The 17,387-nt window shown below is 66.4% G+C and carries 17 protein-coding genes; 3 read left to right on the plus strand and 14 right to left on the minus strand.

Annotation, left to right across the window (positions count from 1 at the left end; all coding sequences use genetic code 11):
* Positions 1–6: 6 nt before the first annotated feature.
* The gene (locus WS66_RS08930) at positions 7–1,389 is read right to left on the minus strand and encodes an MFS transporter (protein ID WP_059599552.1); all 1,383 of its coding nucleotides are present in this window, start codon (positions 1,387–1,389) and stop codon (positions 7–9) included.
* A gap of 138 nt (positions 1,390–1,527) precedes the next feature.
* Here WS66_RS08930 and WS66_RS08935 point away from each other — a divergent pair, with 138 nt between their 5' ends.
* Complete coding sequence (locus WS66_RS08935; RefSeq protein ID WP_059599553.1) at positions 1,528–2,433, plus strand: LysR family transcriptional regulator; 906 nt, start codon at positions 1,528–1,530, stop codon at positions 2,431–2,433.
* A 32-nt stretch (positions 2,434–2,465) separates the two neighbouring features.
* Here WS66_RS08935 and iaaH read toward each other — a convergent pair whose 3' ends face one another.
* From iaaH to WS66_RS08965, 6 genes are all read right to left on the minus strand, one after another.
* Complete coding sequence (gene iaaH / locus WS66_RS08940; RefSeq protein WP_059599554.1) at positions 2,466–3,887, minus strand: indoleacetamide hydrolase; 1,422 nt, start codon at positions 3,885–3,887, stop codon at positions 2,466–2,468.
* A 122-nt stretch (positions 3,888–4,009) separates the two neighbouring features.
* Positions 4,010–5,527, minus strand: a complete 1,518-nt coding sequence (locus WS66_RS08945) for an amino acid permease (RefSeq protein ID WP_059599555.1) — start codon at positions 5,525–5,527, stop codon at positions 4,010–4,012.
* 111 nt (positions 5,528–5,638) lie between these two features.
* A complete protein-coding gene (locus WS66_RS08950; protein WP_059599556.1) occupies positions 5,639–6,103 on the minus strand; it encodes an Lrp/AsnC family transcriptional regulator in 465 nt (154 codons plus the stop codon).
* Positions 6,104–6,204: 101 nt separating this feature from the next.
* A complete protein-coding gene (locus WS66_RS08955) occupies positions 6,205–6,963 on the minus strand; it encodes a dimethylarginine dimethylaminohydrolase family protein (protein WP_059599566.1) in 759 nt (252 codons plus the stop codon).
* Positions 6,964–7,191: 228 nt separating this feature from the next.
* Positions 7,192–8,445, minus strand: a complete 1,254-nt coding sequence (locus WS66_RS08960) for a DUF1479 domain-containing protein (RefSeq protein WP_059599557.1) — start codon at positions 8,443–8,445, stop codon at positions 7,192–7,194.
* A 112-nt stretch (positions 8,446–8,557) separates the two neighbouring features.
* Positions 8,558–8,947, minus strand: coding sequence for a VOC family protein (locus tag WS66_RS08965; protein WP_059599567.1), 390 nt, complete (start codon positions 8,945–8,947; stop codon positions 8,558–8,560).
* A 72-nt stretch (positions 8,948–9,019) separates the two neighbouring features.
* Between WS66_RS08965 and WS66_RS08970 the strand changes: the two genes are divergently transcribed.
* Positions 9,020–9,985 carry a helix-turn-helix domain-containing protein gene (locus WS66_RS08970; protein ID WP_059599558.1) on the plus strand — a complete coding sequence of 322 codons (966 nt, stop codon included), beginning with the start codon at positions 9,020–9,022 and terminating at the stop codon, positions 9,983–9,985.
* Positions 9,986–10,076: 91 nt separating this feature from the next.
* On the opposite strand, the gene gltA is transcribed toward WS66_RS08970, so the two are convergent.
* The 7 genes from gltA to WS66_RS09005 all read right to left on the minus strand — a co-directional run bounded on the left by gltA (position 10,077) and on the right by WS66_RS09005 (position 16,001).
* Entirely contained in the window at positions 10,077–11,378 is a 1,302-nt protein-coding gene (gene gltA / locus WS66_RS08975) for a citrate synthase (RefSeq protein WP_050011289.1), read from the minus strand.
* A gap of 53 nt (positions 11,379–11,431) precedes the next feature.
* Positions 11,432–11,704, minus strand: coding sequence for an FAD assembly factor SdhE (locus WS66_RS08980; RefSeq protein ID WP_011355742.1), 273 nt, complete (start codon positions 11,702–11,704; stop codon positions 11,432–11,434).
* Positions 11,705–11,714: 10 nt separating this feature from the next.
* Positions 11,715–12,416: a succinate dehydrogenase iron-sulfur subunit gene (locus tag WS66_RS08985; protein ID WP_011658352.1), complete on the minus strand. Its 702-nt coding sequence runs from the start codon at positions 12,414–12,416 to the stop codon at positions 11,715–11,717.
* Positions 12,417–12,437: 21 nt separating this feature from the next.
* Positions 12,438–14,213, minus strand: coding sequence for a succinate dehydrogenase flavoprotein subunit (gene sdhA, locus WS66_RS08990; protein ID WP_108064642.1), 1,776 nt, complete (start codon positions 14,211–14,213; stop codon positions 12,438–12,440).
* A gap of 3 nt (positions 14,214–14,216) precedes the next feature.
* Positions 14,217–14,585, minus strand: coding sequence for a succinate dehydrogenase, hydrophobic membrane anchor protein (gene sdhD / locus WS66_RS08995; RefSeq protein ID WP_006399546.1), 369 nt, complete (start codon positions 14,583–14,585; stop codon positions 14,217–14,219).
* A gap of 4 nt (positions 14,586–14,589) precedes the next feature.
* Positions 14,590–15,006, minus strand: a complete 417-nt coding sequence (gene sdhC, locus WS66_RS09000) for a succinate dehydrogenase, cytochrome b556 subunit (protein ID WP_059601793.1) — start codon at positions 15,004–15,006, stop codon at positions 14,590–14,592.
* Positions 15,007–15,176: 170 nt separating this feature from the next.
* Entirely contained in the window at positions 15,177–16,001 is an 825-nt protein-coding gene (locus WS66_RS09005; RefSeq protein ID WP_082728923.1) for a GntR family transcriptional regulator, read from the minus strand.
* 288 nt (positions 16,002–16,289) lie between these two features.
* On the opposite strand from WS66_RS09005, the gene WS66_RS09010 reads away from it, so the two are divergent.
* Positions 16,290–17,276 (plus strand): malate dehydrogenase, encoded by a 987-nt coding sequence (locus WS66_RS09010; RefSeq protein ID WP_044843799.1) that lies wholly within the window; start codon positions 16,290–16,292, stop codon positions 17,274–17,276.
* The last annotated feature ends 111 nt before the right edge of the window (positions 17,277–17,387 follow it).

Here is a 17,387-nt window from a genome sequence, read left to right on the forward strand (position 1 = left end):
CGAAACTCACGAACGTTGAGAAGCCGCACGCCCGGCGGGCGCACGGTGCGCGGCGAGGCGCGCGACGAACGGCAGCGGCAGCAGCGTCGCCAGGGTGGCCAGGCCGAAACATTGCCGGTACGGCAGCGGCCCGTCGTCCCCGTGCAGCGACAGCAGGAAGTTCAACGCGCTGCCCAGCACCGCGACGCCGAGGCAGAAGCTCAGTTGCCGGTTGATGTTCCAGAGCGCGCTCGCGTCGCCCATTCGCGCGGCGGGGACATCCAGAAACGCCGCGCTTTGCGACGTGCTCGTGCACATGCTGGCGCCAAGCCCCATCGCGACGAACGCGAGTACGCGCCCGGCCTCGAAACCGGCAAGCGGGGTCGTGAGCAACACGATCCCAAGCGCGTCGATCGCGATCCCGCACACGAACAGCGGCTTCGGCCCCCACTTCGGGAAACAGCGGCGCGTCGTCGCGATCGCGACGAACGACGCGATTGCCCACGGCACCATCAGCGCACCCGTGTGCGTCGCGCTGAGCCCGAGCGCGTTCTGCAGATACAGGGCGGAGACGAGGTTCACGCCGGTGAACACGCCCGGCACGCACAGGTAGACGATCAGCCCGATCCGCAGCAGCGGCTGCGCAACCAGGCGCAGGTCGAGCAGCGGCGCAGCAGCCCGGCGCGCGTGCGCGGCATACGCACCGCCGGCGACGAGCGCGATCGCGAGCGCAACGAACGCGTCGCGACCCGCGCCCGGCTGTCCCGCGAACGTCAGGCCGAGCAGCAGCGCAACGAGCGCCACGACGCTCAGCCCGAGGCCGCGCACGTCGAGCGCCGGCGGGCTGCCATCCGGTTCGTCGGCCGGCAGCCACGCGAACGCGAGCATGCTCGTGACCGCGGCGAGCGGCAGCATGCCGAAGAAGATCGCCCGCCACGACACGCGATCCACGACCACGCCGCCCAGCGCCGGCGACAGCGCCGGCACGAGCAGCGCGACCATCATCACGATCGACGTCAGGTGCGCCCGCGCATCGGGCGGATACGCACGATAGGCCATCGTCTGCCCGACCGGGATCAGCAATCCGCCGCCGAGCCCCTGGATCAGCCGCCATGCCAGCAGTGCGCCGATCGACGCCGACAGGCCGACGCCGAGGCTGCCGAGCGCGAACAGCAGCAGCGACGCGATCAGCAGCCGGCGCTCGCCAAAGCGTCGCGCGAGCCACGTGCCGAGCGGGATCACGACCGTCAGCCCGAGCACGTATGTGTTGCCGATCCACGCCAGTTGCGCGATCGACGCGTGCAGCTCGCGCTGGATCGTCGGATAGGCGGCGTTGATGACGAACATGTTGGCGAGATCGATCGCGAACCCGAGCAGGTAGACGGCGGCGATTTTCGAGCGATCGGTCATGGCGGCGGAAAACGAACGAAACGCCGCAGTGTAAGGTTCGCCGCGCACGTCGATAAGCCCGGCCGGACGGCAAGACTGGTCGAAAAATTTTGACAATCAGGGCACCATGTCGGTTTTCCGTCTCGTATCCGACACGCCATGGTGAGTCTCGATCGTTTCGCCGTCTTCCGCGCCGTCGTGGAAGCAGGGTCGTTTACGGCCGCCGCTGCCCAGCTGAACCAGGCCCGGGCCGCGGTGAGCTTCAACATCAAGCAACTGGAAGCCGAGCTCGGCGTCACCCTGCTCACGCGCACCACGCGGCGCGTCGAGCTGACCGACGCGGGCGAGCGCTTCCATGCGCGCTGCCTGCGCGTGCTGGAGGAAGCCGAAAGCGCGATCGAGGATGCGCGCAGCGAGCATGGCGGGATGCACGGCGTGCTGCGGGTGACGTCGACCGTCGAGTACGGGACGATGGTCGTCGCCCCCGCACTGCACTCGTTCATGCAGCGGCATCCCGCGCTGCGCGTGCGGCTCGAAACGCATGCATCGCAGGTCGACCTGGTGCGCGAGCGCGTCGACGTGGCGATCCGGCTCGGTCGCCTCGAACAGTTCCAGGATCTGCCGTACCGCGGCGCGTGCCTCGCGACGTACGAAGTGCGACCCGTTATCGCGCCGTCACTGCTCGCCGCGGCCGGCCTGTCGCACATCGAGTCGCCGGACACGCTCGCCCGGCTGCCGCAGCTCGGCCATACGCGGCTCGAGCGCATCGCCACGTGGCCGCTCGCCGATCGCGACGGCAACCCGCACGCGTTCCGGCCCGGCGCCAAGCCGCGCGTCGTGGTCGACAACGCGTCGGTCCTGCGCGTGCTCGCGCGGCAGGGCAGCGGTGTCGCACTGCTGCCCGAATGGCTCGTGCGCGACGATCTCGCGAGCGGCGCGCTGGTCGATGCGCTCCCCGGCTACCGGTTTCCGCCGCAGGCGGTCTATGCGCTGTACCCGTCGACCCCGCACGTGCCGCAGAAAGTACGTGCATGGGTCGACTTCATGAAGGCATATCTCGCCTGAACGCGGCGTGAACGCGGCAGGAGCGCGGCGACTCACGCGCGCGCCGCATCGTCCCGCAGCAGCGCGTCGATCCGCCGGGCGATCGCGAGCAGACGGCGATCACCGCCCCATGGCCCTTCCAGCATCAGCCCGACCGGCAGCGCCGTTTGCGCGGAGCGTCCGGCCGGGATCGAGACGGACGGCACGCCGGCGAGCGTCGCCGGTGAAGTCTGGCGTACGACGCGCGCGAATAGCGCCGCATCCTGCGCAGCGGTCATCGCGGCCGTGTCGTCGAGCGACGGCGGCTCGCCCGGCACCGTGGGCATCGCGATGCAGTCGACCGGCGTACCGAACGCGTCGTCGTACCAGCGCACGAGACGCTGACGGCACGCGATCGCGTCCGCATAGGTCTGCGCATCGACCGGCGCGGACACGAACGAACGGAAGATCGCGCGCACGTCGTCGCTCGCGATCCGCTCGACGAACATGTCGAACGGGATGCCGAGCCGTTCCGTCGCGAAACGGCGCCAGTATCGGTTTGCCTCGTATCCCACGAGCGGAAAGCCGCATGCTTCGCTGGCGTCGTGCAGCGGCATCGCCGGCAACGGCACGAGCGTCGCGCCGGCCGCCGCGAACGACGCGAGCGCACGCTCGATGCAAGTAGCGACGCCCGGATCGAGCTCGTCGAAGTACGGTGCACCCGGCACACCGATGCGCAACTGCGGCCATTCGGGTGCGGTCGCCGTGCTGTCGTCGCGCGTCAGCACCGCGTCGAGCAGCAGCAGATCGTCGATGCCATGACCGATCGGCCCCACCGTGTCGCGCGTGGGCGACAGCGACAGCACGCCGTGCGCCGAATAGCGCTGCGCGGACGGCCGCAATCCGTAGACACCGCAGAATGCGGCCGGAATCCGCACCGAGCCGCCCGTGTCGGTACCGAGACCGAACGGAATACCGGCCGCGACGGCCGCCGCCGTGCCGCCGCTCGACCCGCCGGCGATATGCCGCGGATCATGCGGATTGCCGACTGCGCCGAAGTGCCGGTTGCCGCTCGTGATGCCGAACGCGAGCTCATGCATGTTCGCCTTGCCGAGCGGCACCGCGCCGGCGTCAAGCAGGCGCCGCACGGTCAGCGCGTCCGCGGCCGCCCGGTAGCCTCGCACCGCCGGGCTCGCGCCGAGCGTCGGCATCCCGGCGGTATCGAGGTTGTCCTTGATCACGAAAGGCACGCCGGCAAGCGGCAGCGCGGCGCCTTCGGCGACGCGCGCGTCGACGTGCTCGGCCGTGCGGCGCGCGAGTTCGCCATTGACGTGCACCATCGCATTGAGCGGCGCGATCGCCGCGAGACGCGCGAGCGCGTCGTCGGCGAGGTCGACAGCGCGGCGCTCGGCCGTGCGCACGGCATCGGCAAGCTCGTGCACGCACGCGGCGGAAACGAATGAAGGGGAAGAAACGCGGGTCGGCTGTGTTGTCATGTTGTGTGCTGGACGCGGAATCGATCGGGAAACGCGCAACGTGCCGGAGGCCCTCTCCGACACGCTGCGCGAACGCGATGGTATCCCGGCCCGCGGCCGCACGCACACGATGCGCCGCGCGCCTACCGCTCGCGCGTTTCCTCCGCGTCACCGACCGGGCGCGTCAGCCACGGCCCGATCTCCATCTCCTCGTACCGCACGAGCCGGCTCTTGCGCGCGCGGCGATACGCCCACCAGATCGCGACGAACAGCGGGATCCAAACATAGATCGACAACACTTCCATCCAGTCGATGCGGGCGGCGAAGAACGCCTGGTAATCCTGCCCGAGCGAGATCACGATGCAGATCGCGATCGCGAACAGCGGCCCGAACGGGAACCACTTCGCGCGATACGGCAGTTGATCGAGCCGGTAGCCCTGCTTCAGAAAGCCCTTGCGGAACCGGTAGTGGCAGACCGCGATGCCGAGCCACGCGATGAAGCCGGTGATGCCGACCGTATTGAGCAGCCACAGATAGATGCGCTGGTTGTTGGTCAGCGACGTGAGGAAGCACAGCCCGCCCACCGCCATCGTCGCGTAAAGCGCGTTGCGCGGCACGCCGCCCGGCGACAGCGTCGCGAACATCGCGGGCGCACGGCCTTCCGCCGCGAGGTTGTACAGCATCCGCGTGGCCGCATACGTGCCGGAGTTGCCTGCCGACAGCACGGCCGTCAGGATCACGAGGTTCATCGCGCCCGCGGCGAGCGGAAAGCCCGCATGGCTGAACACGAGCGTGAACGGGCTCACGCCGATATCGGTCACGTCGCTCTTCAGCAGGTTCGGGTCGGTGTACGGCACCAGCAGGCCGATCACGAAGATCGCGAGCACGTAGAACAGCATGATCCGCCAGAAGATCTGCTTCACCGCGCGCGGGATCGTCTTGCGCGGGTTTTCCGATTCGCCGGCCGTGATCCCGACCAGCTCGGTGCCGAGAAACGAGAAGCCCGCGATCAGCGCGACGCTCATCATCGCGTGCACGCCGCCGACGAACGGCGCATCACCGGTCCTGAAGTTGCGCCAGCCGACCGGATGCCCGTTGCCGAGCAGGCCCGCCGCGATCAGCAACCCCGCCGCGATGAACGCGATCACGGTGACGACCTTGATCAGCGAGAACCAGTATTCGGATTCCCCGAAGCCGCGCACGGACAGCGTGTTCAGCAGGAAAATCAGCACCAGGAACCCGGCGCCCCACCACACGCCCGGCACGGCTGGAAACCAGTAGCGCATCACGATCTGCCCGGCGACGAGTTCGATCGCGATCGTCACTGCCCAGCTGTACCAGTAGGTCCAGCCGAGCGCGACGCCGAAGCCTTCGTCGACGTACTTCTCGCCGTAGATCGCGAACGAGCCCGACACCGGCATCAGCGCCGCCATCTCGCCGAGCCCGGTGACGACGAAGTAGACCATCAGCCCGATCGCGACATACGCGGCGATCGCGCCGCCCGGCCCCGCCTGCGCGACCGACGCGCCCGACGCGACGAACAGCCCCGTGCCGATCGAGCCGCCGATCGCGATCATCGCGATGTGGCGGCTCTGCAGCCGGCGCTTCAGCGCCGTCCCGGACGGCGCGGCCGTCTCCACTGCCGCTTGCAAAGCATCCATAGTGTTCACCTTGATTGGATTCGGGCCGCTCCGATTGATTCGGAATACCAATCGATCAGCCCGGTTATTCGCGTCGAAAACCAGTCCTGCACGCCGGGCCGCACGGCCGAGTCAGACGACGCTGCGCTTGATCGCCTGCAACTCGGCCGTCGTCACGATCTTCTCGATCCGGAACCGCGGACTCTCCAGCCACATGTTCGCGATCCGCCGGTATTCGTCGAGATCCTCGCATGCGAGCCGCACCAGAAAATCGAACGTGCCGCTGACGAGCCAGCAGTCGAGCACCGCCGGGTTGTTCCGCATCTCGTCCTCGAACGGCGCCTGCGAACGCCCGTGGTCGGCCAGCACGATCTGCGCGATCACGACGATCGGCTTGGCCGCACGCGGCGCCTTGATCACCGCGCGATAGCCTTCGATCACGCCGAGCGCCTCGAGCCGCTCCACGCGGGCCTGGCATGGGCGCGGCGTGAGGTTCACGAGCTCCGACAGCTTCCGGTACGAGATCCGTCCGTCGGTGCGCAGGATGTCGAGGATCCGGAGGTCGATCTTGTCGAGCTGCATCTTCTTGTCGGTCATCGGCGTTCGCTCCGGTCGGGTCGTGGCTGGTGCGCGGAGCATCTCCTCCAGTTCCGCGCGGGGGCCACATTATCCGGCTGAAGCGGCCGCGCGCCAATCGGCTAGAAGCGCAGCGACAGGCAGGTCAGGCCGCCGTCCATCTTGCGGAACTCGCTCGTGTCGATCACATGCAGCGGCAGTCCGAGCGAGCCGATCGCGTCGTGCACGCGCGGATAGCCGGCCGGCGTGATCAGCGTGCCGTTCACGCGCAACGTGTTGCCCGCGTATTCATCGACGGCCGAGACGGCGATCCGGCGATAGTCCGCGAACGCCGGATGCTCGACCAGCGCCTCGGTCACGAGCAGCGTGTCGTCGCCGAGCGCGTTGACCACCGATTTCAGATGCAGGCCGGCGCCGACCGGCACCGCGACAACGGCATAGCCGTAGCGCGACACCAGCGACTCGAACGCGGCGATGCCCTCGGCATCGGTGCGGCCCGTCAGGCCGATGTAGAAGCGCTTGCCGACCTGCATCACGTCGCCGCCGTCGAGGCGGCCCGCCTGCATCGGCAGCAGATCGCGATGCGCGCCGAGCGCTGCTTCGATGTGTGCCGTCTCGCCGCGCCGCGCGGGTGCTCCGGGGCGCGTGATCACCGCGAATTCGGGGGTGACGACGGCGACGTCCTCGACGAAGTGCGAATCGGGGAACGCGTCCAGCGGCGGCAGTTCGGTCAGTTCGACGCCGAGGCCGCGCAGCGCGTCGCAGTAGGCGTGGAACTGCGTGAGCGTCTTGTCGTAGTCGGGCGCGCCGAGCGCGGCGGTGGTGAGACCCGCGCCGCAGGACGGCGCGGGACGGCGAACGATCGCTTGCGTGAATTGCATCGACTCCTCCATGGTCACGCTGCCCCCGTGCGGCGCACGGGGCAGCTGCGTTGTGTCCGGACCATTATCGGAAGCCAAATTGCGCAATTCGCGTCGAATTCGGGCGTGCCCGCAGCCGATCGCGTCGAATTGCAGGCGGGACGCAGCGGATTCGGCAGACGGCTGGCGTGCGCGGCGCAAACGCGCCGTGCGCGGGTAGCGGAGCGGCTGACTCGTCCGCTGCGTCCGTTATGCAGCGACAGGCACGAACCCCATTTGCGCACGCCCCAGCGCCGTCAGATTGCCCTCGCCGCCTCGTCCGTCGAAATCGACCTCGAAATGGTCAGCCGGGAAATCGGGCGGGCTGTCGCCGCGCAGGAACGCGAGCCGCTGGCGCTGCAGGTACGCGTCATTCTTCGCGCAACCGGGCGCGGCCGCGATGTACATCACGTTGCTGTCGCCGCTGCCGCGATGCGCATCCTCGACGGCATGCACGACGTCGCCGTGCCAGAACACCGCATCGCCCGGCTCCATGTGCGGGATCGGCACCAGCGCGTCGAGCAGCAGCGCATGCCATTCGGGCAAGATCGATAGCGCGCGCCCCGGACGCGCCCCGCACAGGTCGTCGTCGGCGACGTCGTCCTGCAGCGCACGCAGCACGACGTACGCCATTGCGTTCGAGACCGGGATCAGCTGCAGCGTGCCGTCGCCGGGCCCTTGCGGCGTCAGCGCGGTCCAACCCTGGAACGTGCGAAACATCGAGCACACGGCCGGCGACGGAATTTCCTCGACGTCGGGGCGGAACGCGGCGTCGAACGGATCGTAATCGCGCCAGCGGCCGGCCAGCACGTGGCGATAGACCTGCCGGAAATTCGCGCCGAGCCAGCGTTCGACCGAACCGCCGTCGACGTGCGGCGACAGTCCGAGCGACGTCGAGCCCGGCGGCCGGCGGCGGATCCGGTCCGCGTAGGCCGGCACCTGGTCGGGATCGAAATGCCTGCGCGGGCCGTCTGCATGACGCCACAGGCGGTTCAGGAACACGCGTGCCTGCGTGAGGGCCGGCGACTGGCGCGCGGCCACCTGCGGCTTCGACCAGTAGACGCCGTAGATCTGCGGCTTGCCCGACGCGAGGTTGCCGAAATAACGGTCCTCGGCACGTGCATGCAGCCGCTCGGCGAAGCGGTTCGCATCCAAATAGGCGCCGATCTCGTCGTTCCAGTCGCGCGCCTGCTGTGCGTCGAACACACCGCGGATCACCGCCGCGCCATGCGTACGGATCGCGGCGACCACCTGCTGATCGGCGGTGCCGTTCGCGATATCCGCGAATCGCAGCACCGGAATCACGTCGCGGCCTTGCGCGTGCGCGCGGCGGATCGCGTCGACCTGCCGAGCGATGTCACCCTCCAGCTCGCGGAACGTGGCCGCGCAACCGGGCAAATCGGCGCGCAGCGCCCTTTTTGCCGTGCGGATCGCGGTCGGCAGATCGTCAATCGTCAGGTGCATCGTCGTCTCCTCGCTGAATCGTGTGTCGTGGTGAGCATTCAGCGTACGGCCGACGCGTCGCCGTCATCGACACTATCCGGTCAACTATCGATACAATCCTGACAATCACTCGCTACTCGGAACGATGGCAGACCACGCACAGCTTGTTGCCGTCCGGGTCGCGGAAATACGCGCCGTAGTAGTCGGGGTGATAGTGCGGCCGCAGGCCCGGCGGCCCGTCGCAGGTGCCGCCCTGCTGCAGCGCGAGCGCATGACAGCGGTCGACCTGCGCGCGCGTCGGAGCGGCGAACGCGATCGTATGGCCGTTGCCGGGTTCGGGCGCGAGGCCGTCGAGCGGCGGGCCGAAGAAGAACAGCGGCCGGTCGGTATCGGCCGGCATCCAGCCCGACCAACCGTCCGGCTCGCTGAACTTCAGACGCAGCCCGAGTTCCGCGAACAGCGGCGCGTAGAAGTCGTACGCGCGCGCGGTATCGCTGACGCCTACGCAAACATGTGAAAACATGGCATCGCTCCCGTCGTGACGATCGATCACGATCATGCCACGGCGCGTTGCCTCGCTCGACCGGAGATCGCGATGAAGCCGCAATACGAGCATGTGACGTTCGCCACCGGCTGTTCGATCCGCGTGTATCACCGCCAGCTCGCGCGCATCCCGTTCGAATGGCATCGCCACCCGGAATACGAACTGACGCTGACGCTCAACAGCCGCGGCCAGCGCTTCATCGGCGATCACGTCGCGCGCTACGCGGACGACGATCTGGTGCTCGTGCCGCCGAACCTGCCGCACACCTGGTCGTCAAATGCGCGCATCGATCGCGATGCGCCCGAGGTCGCGCTCGTCGTCTGGTTCGACGGCGACTGGGCACGGCGGCTCGCCGACTGCTGCCCCGAATACGCGCCGCTGCGCTCGCTGCTGCGGCGCGCGGCGCCGGGCCTGCGCTTCGACACCAACACGGCCCGCGCGATGCGCGCACGGCTGCCGCAGTTGCTCGATCCCGCTCCGCGCGTAAGACTCGCGGCCGCGCTCGACACGCTCGCCGATCTCGCGGAAGCAGGCGGCGAGCCGCTCGCCACCGCGCATGCGTACGGCCGGCCCGACGGCACGACACCGCGCGCCGACGCGGCCGCGCCCGAAGCCGAGCGCCTTGATCGCGTGCTCGATGCGATCGACCGGCGCTTCCACGAACCGCTGCGCATCGATGCGCTCGCCGCCGCCGCGCACATGTCCGAGCGCACGTTGCAGCGCCTGTTTGTCCGGCATCTCGGCGAAAGCGTCGGCCGCTACGTTCAACGGCTCAGGCTTGCGCACGCATGCCGTCATCTCGTCGGCACCGACTGGCCGATCACGACAGTGGCCGCGCGCTGCGGCATTCCGAATGCCGCGAACTTCAACCGCCAGTTCCTCGCCGCGCGCGGAATGACGCCGGGCGCGTACCGGCAGTTCTTCCTGCAGCACGGCCACGCGCCCGACGAAGACGCGCCGGCGCTCGACACGCGGCCGCCGTCGCTGGAGCGTCGCGCGAATCCGGCGCACAAATGAAAACACCCCGGCGGGATAAACCCACCGGGGTGTCGGGGCGTTGCGATTGCCCGGCGCTAGCGGCCTTGCAGCCGTTCGCGCCGCGCACGACTTAACGTGCGTTGAGCGGCTTCGCTTCGCGCGGCGTGTCGCCGATGAACAGCTGACGCGGACGGCCGATCTTCTGTTCCGGATCCGCGATCATTTCGTTCCACTGTGCGATCCAGCCGACCGTACGTGCCATCGCGAAGATACACGTGAACATCGACGTCGGGATGCCCAGCGCGCGCTGGACGATACCCGAGTAGAAGTCGACGTTCGGGTACAGCTTGCGCGACACGAAGTATTCGTCTTCCAGCGCGATCTTCTCGAGCTGCATCGCGAGCTTGAACAGCGGGTCGTCGTGCAGGCCGAGTTCGTTCAGCACTTCGTAGCACGTTTCGCGCATCAGCTTCGCACGCGGGTCGTAGTTCTTGTACACGCGGTGACCGAAGCCCATCAGCTTCACGCCCGAATTCTTGTCCTTCACCTGCTTGATGAATTCGGGGATGTTGTCCGGCGAACCGATCTGCTCGAGCATGTTCAGCGCGGCTTCGTTCGCACCACCGTGCGCCGGGCCCCACAGACATGCGATACCGGCAGCGATACATGCGAACGGGTTCGCGCCCGACGAGCCGGCCAGGCGGACCGTCGACGTCGATGCGTTCTGCTCGTGATCGGCGTGCAGGATCAGGATACGGTCGAGTGCGCGGACGAGCACGTCGTTGACCTTGTACTCTTCGCACGGGTTCGAGAACATCATGTGCATGAAGTTCGCGCTGTACGACAGTTCGTTCTTCGGATAAACGAACGGCTGACCAATGCTGAACTTGTACGCCATCGCGACGAGCGTCGGCAGCTTCGCGATCATGCGGATCGCCGACACTTCGCGGTGACGCGGATCGTTGATGTCGAGCGAGTCGTGATAGAACGCCGACAGCGCGCCGACGGCCGCCACCAGCACCGCCATCGGGTGCGCGTCGCGGCGGAAGCCACGGAAGAAGAAGTGCATCTGCTCGTGCACCATCGTGTGCTTCGTGACGGTGTCGACGAATTCCTTCTTCTGCGCCGCGTTCGGCAGTTCGCCCTTCAGCAGCAGGTAGCAGGACTCGAGGAAGTCTGCGTTCTGCGCGAGGTTGTCGATCGGGTAGCCGCGGTACAGCAGTTCGCCCTTGTCGCCGTCGATGTACGTGATCGCCGAATTACAAGCTGCCGTCGACATGAAGCCCGGGTCGTACGTGAACTTACCGGTCTGGCCGTACAGCTTGCGGATGTCGATCACGTCCGGGCCCATCGTACCCTTGTAGATCGGCATTTCGACGCTCGGCGAGTTGTCGCTGAACGATAGCGTGGCTTTAACATCAGACGGAGTCATGGCACATCCTCAATCGAAATAAAGAAACGGGATTCGATAACGGGCGTAACGCATTACACGTTGCGCAGCATCTCCAACAGCCGGTGAATGTCCGGGCTGTCTAGGTCGCCTTCTGGTTCCTTGCGCGCGAGGAGCAAGTCCATCAGGTCGTTGTCGCTCAGATCGAGCAGGCGCGACAACGCGCCTACGTCTGCATCGGTGAGGTCATGCTCGTATCTGCTGAAGAAACGCTCGAAGATGATGTCGTTTTCCAGCAGACCCCGCCGCGCGCGCCAGCGGAGGCGCGCGCGACGGTGCGGGTCGGATTGATGCGAATCGTCGCTCATTGCACCGGCCTTAAACCGCGCGGCGAACCATCAGTTCCTTGATCTTGCCGATCGCCTTCGTCGGGTTCAGGCCCTTCGGGCAAACGTCGACGCAGTTCATGATCGTGTGGCAACGGAACAGACGGTACGGGTCTTCCAGGTTGTCGAGGCGCTCGCCGGTGGCCGTGTCGCGGCTGTCCGCGATGAAGCGGTACGCCTGCAGCAGGCCGGCCGGGCCGACGAACTTGTCCGGGTTCCACCAGAAGCTCGGGCACGACGTCGAGCAACTCGCGCACAGAATGCACTCGTACACGCCGTCGAGCTCGTCGCGCTCTTCCGGCGACTGGAGGCGTTCCTTCTCCGGCGGCGGCGCGTCGTTGATCAGGTACGGCTTGATCGAGTGATACTGGTTGAAGAAGTGCGTCATGTCGACGATCAGGTCGCGCACGACAGGCAGGCCCGGCAGCGGACGCAGCACGATCTTCTGCGGCAGGTCGTTCAGGTTCGTCAGGCACGCCAGACCGTTCTTGCCGTTGATGTTCATCGCATCCGAACCGCACACGCCTTCGCGGCACGAGCGGCGGAACGACAGCGTCTCGTCCACGGCCTTCAGCTTCACCAGTGCGTCGAGCAGCATGCGTTCATGCTGGATCTCGAGCTCGTACGTCTGCATGCGCGGCGCCGCGTCCTTGTCCGGATCGTAGCGGTAGACTTCAAAAATGCGTTTTGCCATTTCGGATTCCTTTGACTCGGCTTAGAACGTGCGCGGCTTCGGCGGCACGGAGTCGACCGTCAGCGGCTTCATTTGAACCGGCTTGTAGTCGAGGCGATCGCCTTCGCTGTACCACAGCGTGTGGCGCAGCCAGTTGTCGTCGTCGCGGTGTTCGTAATCGCTGTGGGCGTGCGCGCCGCGGCTTTCCTTGCGCGCTTCCGCCGACACCATCGTCGCGCGCGCGACTTCGATCAGGTTCTCCAGTTCGAGCGCTTCGACGCGCGCGGTGTTGAACACCTTCGACTTGTCCTTCAGGTGGATGCTTTCCACGCGCGCCTTCAGGCCGGCCATCTGATCGACGCCTTCCTTCAGCAGTGCCGACGTGCGGAACACGCCTGCGTGCTTCTGCATCGTCGCGCGGATGTCGTTGGCGACGTCCTGCGTGTACTCGCCCGAGGCCGACTTGTCGAGCTTGTTCAGACGCGCCAGCGAGAATTCGCCTGCATCGGCCGGCAGCGGCTTGTGTTCCTTCTGGTTCTTCACGTGCTCGACGATGTGGTTGCCGGCCGCACGGCCGAACACCACGAGGTCCAGCAGCGAGTTCGTGCCGAGGCGGTTCGCGCCGTGCACGGACACGCACGAGCACTCGCCCACTGCGTAGAAGCCGTTGACCGGATCCTTGTGGCCGCGCGACGTGCCGACGACCTGACCATGGATGTTGGTCGGGATGCCGCCCATCTGGTAGTGGATCGTCGGGACGACGGGGATCGGTTCCTTGATCGCATCGACGTTCGCGAACTTCAGCGCGATTTCGCGGATCGACGGCAGACGCTTCATGATCGTCTCGGCGCCGATGTGCGACAGGTCGAGCAGCACGTGATCCTTGTTCGGACCCACGCCGCGGCCTTCCTTGATTTCCTGGTCCATCGAGCGCGACACGAAGTCACGCGGCGCCAGATCCTTCAGCGTCGGCGCATAGCGCTCCATGAAGCGCTCGCCGTTCGCGTTGCGCAGGATGCCGCCTTCGCCGCGCACGCCTTCGGTGATCAGCACGCCCGCGCCGGCCACGCCGGTCGGGTGGAACTGCCAGAACTCCATGTCCTGCAGCGCGATGCCCGAGCGCGCGGCCATGCCGAGGCCGTCGCCGGTGTTGATGAACGCGTTGGTCGACGCTGCGAAGATCCGGCCTGCGCCGCCCGTCGCGAACAGCGTCGTCTTGCCTTCCATGATGTAGACGTCGCCCGTCTCCATCTCGAGGGCCGTCACGCCGAGCACGTCGCCTTCCGCGTCGCGGATCAGGTCGAGCGCCATCCATTCGACGAAGAACTGCGTCTTCGCCTCGACGTTCTGCTGGTACAGCGTGTGCAGCAGCGCGTGACCGGTACGGTCGGCGGCCGCGCACGCGCGCTGGACCGGCTTCTCGCCGTAGTTCGCGGTGTGGCCGCCGAACGGACGCTGGTAGATCGTGCCGTCCGCATTACGGTCGAACGGCATGCCGAAGTGTTCCAGTTCATACACGACGTTCGGTGCTTCGCGGCACATGAACTCGATCGCGTCCTGGTCGCCGAGCCAGTCGGAACCCTTGATCGTGTCGTAGAAGTGGAAGTGCCAGTTGTCTTCGCTCATGTTGCCGAGCGACGCGCCGATGCCGCCTTGTGCGGCCACCGTGTGCGAACGGGTCGGGAACACCTTCGACAGCACGCCGACCGACAGGCCCGCACGCGACAGTTGCAGCGCTGCGCGCAAGCCCGAGCCGCCCGCGCCGACGATCACCACGTCGAACTTGCGGCGCGGCAGGGAAGTTTTGATTGCAGCCATTCTTTACACTCTCCAGAGAATCTGCGCGGCGTAGCCCGCACATGCGAGCAGCCAGACGATGGTCAGCGATTGCAGCAGCAGGCGCACACCGACGGGCTTCACGTAGTCCATCCAGATGTCGCGCACGCCGACCCATGCGTGGTAGAAGAGGGAAAGCAGCGTCACGAAGGTCGCGAGCTTCATCCATTGCGCGGAGAAGATCGATGCCCAGCCTTCGTACGAGAAGTCGTGCGCGCCGAAGAACAGGACGAGCAGAATGACCGTGTAGACCGCCATGATCGTGGCGGTGACGCGCTGCGCGAGCCAGTCGCGCAGGCCGTAGTGAGCGCCGACGACGAGGCGCTTCGAGCCGATTCGGTTATTGGCTGCCATTTTCTTAGAATGCTCCGAACAGTTTGAGTGCCATGGCGATCGTCAGGGCGATCGAGACGACAAAGACGACGACGGCCGTCCGCTTGCCGCCTTCCTTCGAGACGGCGTCGTGGTTGACGTCCATCAGCAGGTGGCGAATGCCGGCGCAGAAATGGTGGAGGAACGCCCAGGACAGCGCGAGGACGATCAGCTTGACGACGATGTTGGAGAGGAAAGCCTTGAAGACTTCGAAGCTGAGCTCGGAGGTGAGACTCTGGTCGAAGAGGAACAGCAGGAACGGCAGGAACAGGAACAGCAGCGCGCCGCTGACTCGATGGAGAATCGACAATATCGCCGCCAAGGGCATGCGATATTTCATCGTGATATCGCCGAATCCGATGTTCCGGTATTCCGGCCTCGGCTTTCTTACTGCGTCAGTCATGCTAGACCCCTACTATGTTGTCACACTAATCCGCGATTTTAGCGCCTTTTTATATCGCGCTGCAGCGAAAGTCTGCTCTGGATCATTACGCGAACGGGAATAAAGGCGGCCCGAAACGTGCTACGCGAACATGGGGAGTACGCGCACACGCTGCTTGTGCCGATACGTCGTCAGCTCAAGTCATTCTGATAGTAATACCCGGTTGTGACATACCAGCCGCGTCGCACTTCCACCGGCCGGTCTCCGTATGTATAGGACACGCGCTCGACCGATAGCAAAGGAAAACCGGCCGGCACGTGCAGCAGGTCGGCCACCGCCGGCTCCGCCGCCACCGCGCGAATCTTCTCCGTCGCGCGGATCATCCGCGTGCCGAATTCCGTCTCGAACATCGCGTAGAGCGGCCCCTTGTACTCGCTCAGCCGCTCGAACGTGAGCCCGCGGAACATCGCGCCCGGCAGCCAGATCTCGTCCAGCACCGTCACTTCGTTCTCGAACTCCAGCAGGCGGCGCACCTGCACGACGGGGTCGGCCGGCTTCAGCTCGAGCTGCCGCGCGATCTCGGCCGGCGCGCGCAGGCGACGGCATTCGAGCAGGCGGCTCACGTGCGGATGCTCGGCACCGTCGTCGGCCAGCAGACGCAGGAAGCGGAACTGCGCGCGATCTTCGTTGTGCGTCGCAACAAAAGTGCCCTTGCCCTGCCGCCGGACCACGAGGTTTTCCGCGGCCAGTTCGTCGATCGCCTTGCGAACGGTGCCCTGGCTGACCTTGTAACGGGCCGCGAGCTCCACTTCGCTCGGAATGATTTCGCCCGGCTTCCACTCGCCGGACTCCAGGCTTTGCGTGATCAATGACTTGATCTGCTGGTATAACGGGCTGAAGGTCGGCGACGGCGACGCGACAGGCGCCGGCACGGAATCGGCCGCGCCCGGCTGCCCTGGGCCGCCTGCGCCGGTCGGATTCGCGTTGTTCGCCTGGTTCGATGTCATGGCGCGCATTTCATCACAAACCGCGCTTTTCCGTCCACTCAAATTCCGCAAAACATCTGTCTTATATAAGACATATGATACCGTTTGACTTTGGGCCCGTCGGCTCCTACACTCCGGGGCGAGCAAGGGTTCGCGGGTGCAAATCGCGTCCCCGGCTACGTGCCACGGCCGTCTCCAGGTTCACCGCGTCTGCCTTTCGCGAGTCCTCCGCCCTGCTTCAATGCAACGCTACGCGTAACGCGCATAGAATGGCGTTTTGCCTAGCGTCCACCGCTTCACCCGTCCTGGAGATTTTCAATGGCTAAGCCCGCAAAGCGCGTTGCCGTCACCGGCGCCGCAGGTCAAATCGCTTACTCCCTGCTGTTCCGCATCGCGAACGGCGACCTGCTCGGCAAGGACCAGCCGGTCATCCTGCAACTGCTCGACCTCCCGCAAGCCCAAGCCGCCGTCAAAGGCGTCGTGATGGAACTCGACGATTGCGCGTTCCCGCTGCTCGCGGGCGTCGTGATCACCGACGATCCGAAGGTTGCATTCAAGGATGCAGACGTCGCGCTGCTGGTCGGTGCACGTCCGCGCTCGAAGGGCATGGAGCGCAAGGACCTGCTGTCGGCGAACGCCGAGATCTTCACGGTCCAGGGCGCCGCGCTGAACGAAGTCGCGAGCCGCGACGTGAAGGTGCTGGTCGTCGGCAACCCGGCGAACACCAACGCGTACATCGCGATGAAGTCGGCACCGGATCTGCCGAAGAAGAACTTCACGGCCATGCTGCGCCTCGACCACAACCGCGCGCTGTCGCAACTCGCAGCGAAGTCGGGCAAGCCAGTCGCATCGATCGAGAAGCTCGCCGTGTGGGGCAACCACTCGCCGACGATGTACCCCGACTTCCGCTTCGCGACCGTCGAAGGCGAGTCGCTGCTGAAGCTGATCAACGACGACGTGTGGAACCGCGACACGTTCATCCCGACCGTCGGCAAGCGCGGCGCGGCGATCATCGAAGCGCGCGGCCTGTCGTCGGCAGCGTCGGCAGCGAACGCGGCGATCGACCACGTGCGTGACTGGGTCCTCGGCACGAACGGCAAGTGGGTCACGATGGGCATCCCGTCGGACGGCTCGTACGGCATCCCCGAAGACATCATCTACGGCGTGCCCGTCACGTGCGAAAACGGCGAGTACAAGCGCGTCGAAGGCCTGGAAATCGACGCGTTCTCGCGCGAGAAGATGGACGGCACGCTGGCCGAGCTGCTCGAAGAGCGCGATGGCGTCGCCCACCTGCTGAAGAACTAAGCAGACTGCACGGCCTGGCCGCCTGCGGGCGGCCCGGTCACGGCACGGGCGGCGGGCCGGCAGCCGGCCCCGCCGCCCGATCCGATCCGGGCACGTTTTGCCGCTCCAGGC

This window comes from Burkholderia sp. LA-2-3-30-S1-D2 (assembly GCF_001523915.2).
In the GTDB taxonomy this organism is placed as follows: domain Bacteria; phylum Pseudomonadota; class Gammaproteobacteria; order Burkholderiales; family Burkholderiaceae; genus Burkholderia; species Burkholderia diffusa.

What these genes read in the sequence shown, in the direction of transcription:
- WS66_RS08935 (WP_059599553.1), top strand. Translation starts at nt 1,528, where the DNA reads ATGGTGAGTCTCGATCGTTTCGCCGTCTTCCGCGCCGTCGTGGAAGCA.
- WS66_RS08960 (WP_059599557.1), bottom strand. Translation starts at nt 8,445, where the DNA reads ATGCACCTGACGATTGACGATCTGCCGACCGCGATCCGCACGGCAAAA.
- sdhC (WP_059601793.1), bottom strand. Translation starts at nt 15,006, where the DNA reads ATGACTGACGCAGTAAGAAAGCCGAGGCCGGAATACCGGAACATCGGA.
- WS66_RS08950 (WP_059599556.1), bottom strand. Translation starts at nt 6,103, where the DNA reads ATGACCGACAAGAAGATGCAGCTCGACAAGATCGACCTCCGGATCCTC.
- WS66_RS08955 (WP_059599566.1), bottom strand. Translation starts at nt 6,963, where the DNA reads ATGCAATTCACGCAAGCGATCGTTCGCCGTCCCGCGCCGTCCTGCGGC.
- WS66_RS08965 (WP_059599567.1), bottom strand. Translation starts at nt 8,947, where the DNA reads ATGTTTTCACATGTTTGCGTAGGCGTCAGCGATACCGCGCGCGCGTAC.
- sdhA (WP_108064642.1), bottom strand. Translation starts at nt 14,213, where the DNA reads ATGGCTGCAATCAAAACTTCCCTGCCGCGCCGCAAGTTCGACGTGGTG.
- iaaH (WP_059599554.1), bottom strand. Translation starts at nt 3,887, where the DNA reads ATGACAACACAGCCGACCCGCGTTTCTTCCCCTTCATTCGTTTCCGCC.
- WS66_RS09005 (WP_082728923.1), bottom strand. Translation starts at nt 16,001, where the DNA reads ATGCGCGCCATGACATCGAACCAGGCGAACAACGCGAATCCGACCGGC.
- WS66_RS08945 (WP_059599555.1), bottom strand. Translation starts at nt 5,527, where the DNA reads ATGGATGCTTTGCAAGCGGCAGTGGAGACGGCCGCGCCGTCCGGGACG.
- WS66_RS08980 (WP_011355742.1), bottom strand. Translation starts at nt 11,704, where the DNA reads ATGAGCGACGATTCGCATCAATCCGACCCGCACCGTCGCGCGCGCCTC.
- WS66_RS08985 (WP_011658352.1), bottom strand. Translation starts at nt 12,416, where the DNA reads ATGGCAAAACGCATTTTTGAAGTCTACCGCTACGATCCGGACAAGGAC.
- WS66_RS09010 (WP_044843799.1), top strand. Translation starts at nt 16,290, where the DNA reads ATGGCTAAGCCCGCAAAGCGCGTTGCCGTCACCGGCGCCGCAGGTCAA.
- WS66_RS08970 (WP_059599558.1), top strand. Translation starts at nt 9,020, where the DNA reads ATGAAGCCGCAATACGAGCATGTGACGTTCGCCACCGGCTGTTCGATC.
- sdhD (WP_006399546.1), bottom strand. Translation starts at nt 14,585, where the DNA reads ATGGCAGCCAATAACCGAATCGGCTCGAAGCGCCTCGTCGTCGGCGCT.
- gltA (WP_050011289.1), bottom strand. Translation starts at nt 11,378, where the DNA reads ATGACTCCGTCTGATGTTAAAGCCACGCTATCGTTCAGCGACAACTCG.
- WS66_RS08930 (WP_059599552.1), bottom strand. Translation starts at nt 1,389, where the DNA reads ATGACCGATCGCTCGAAAATCGCCGCCGTCTACCTGCTCGGGTTCGCG.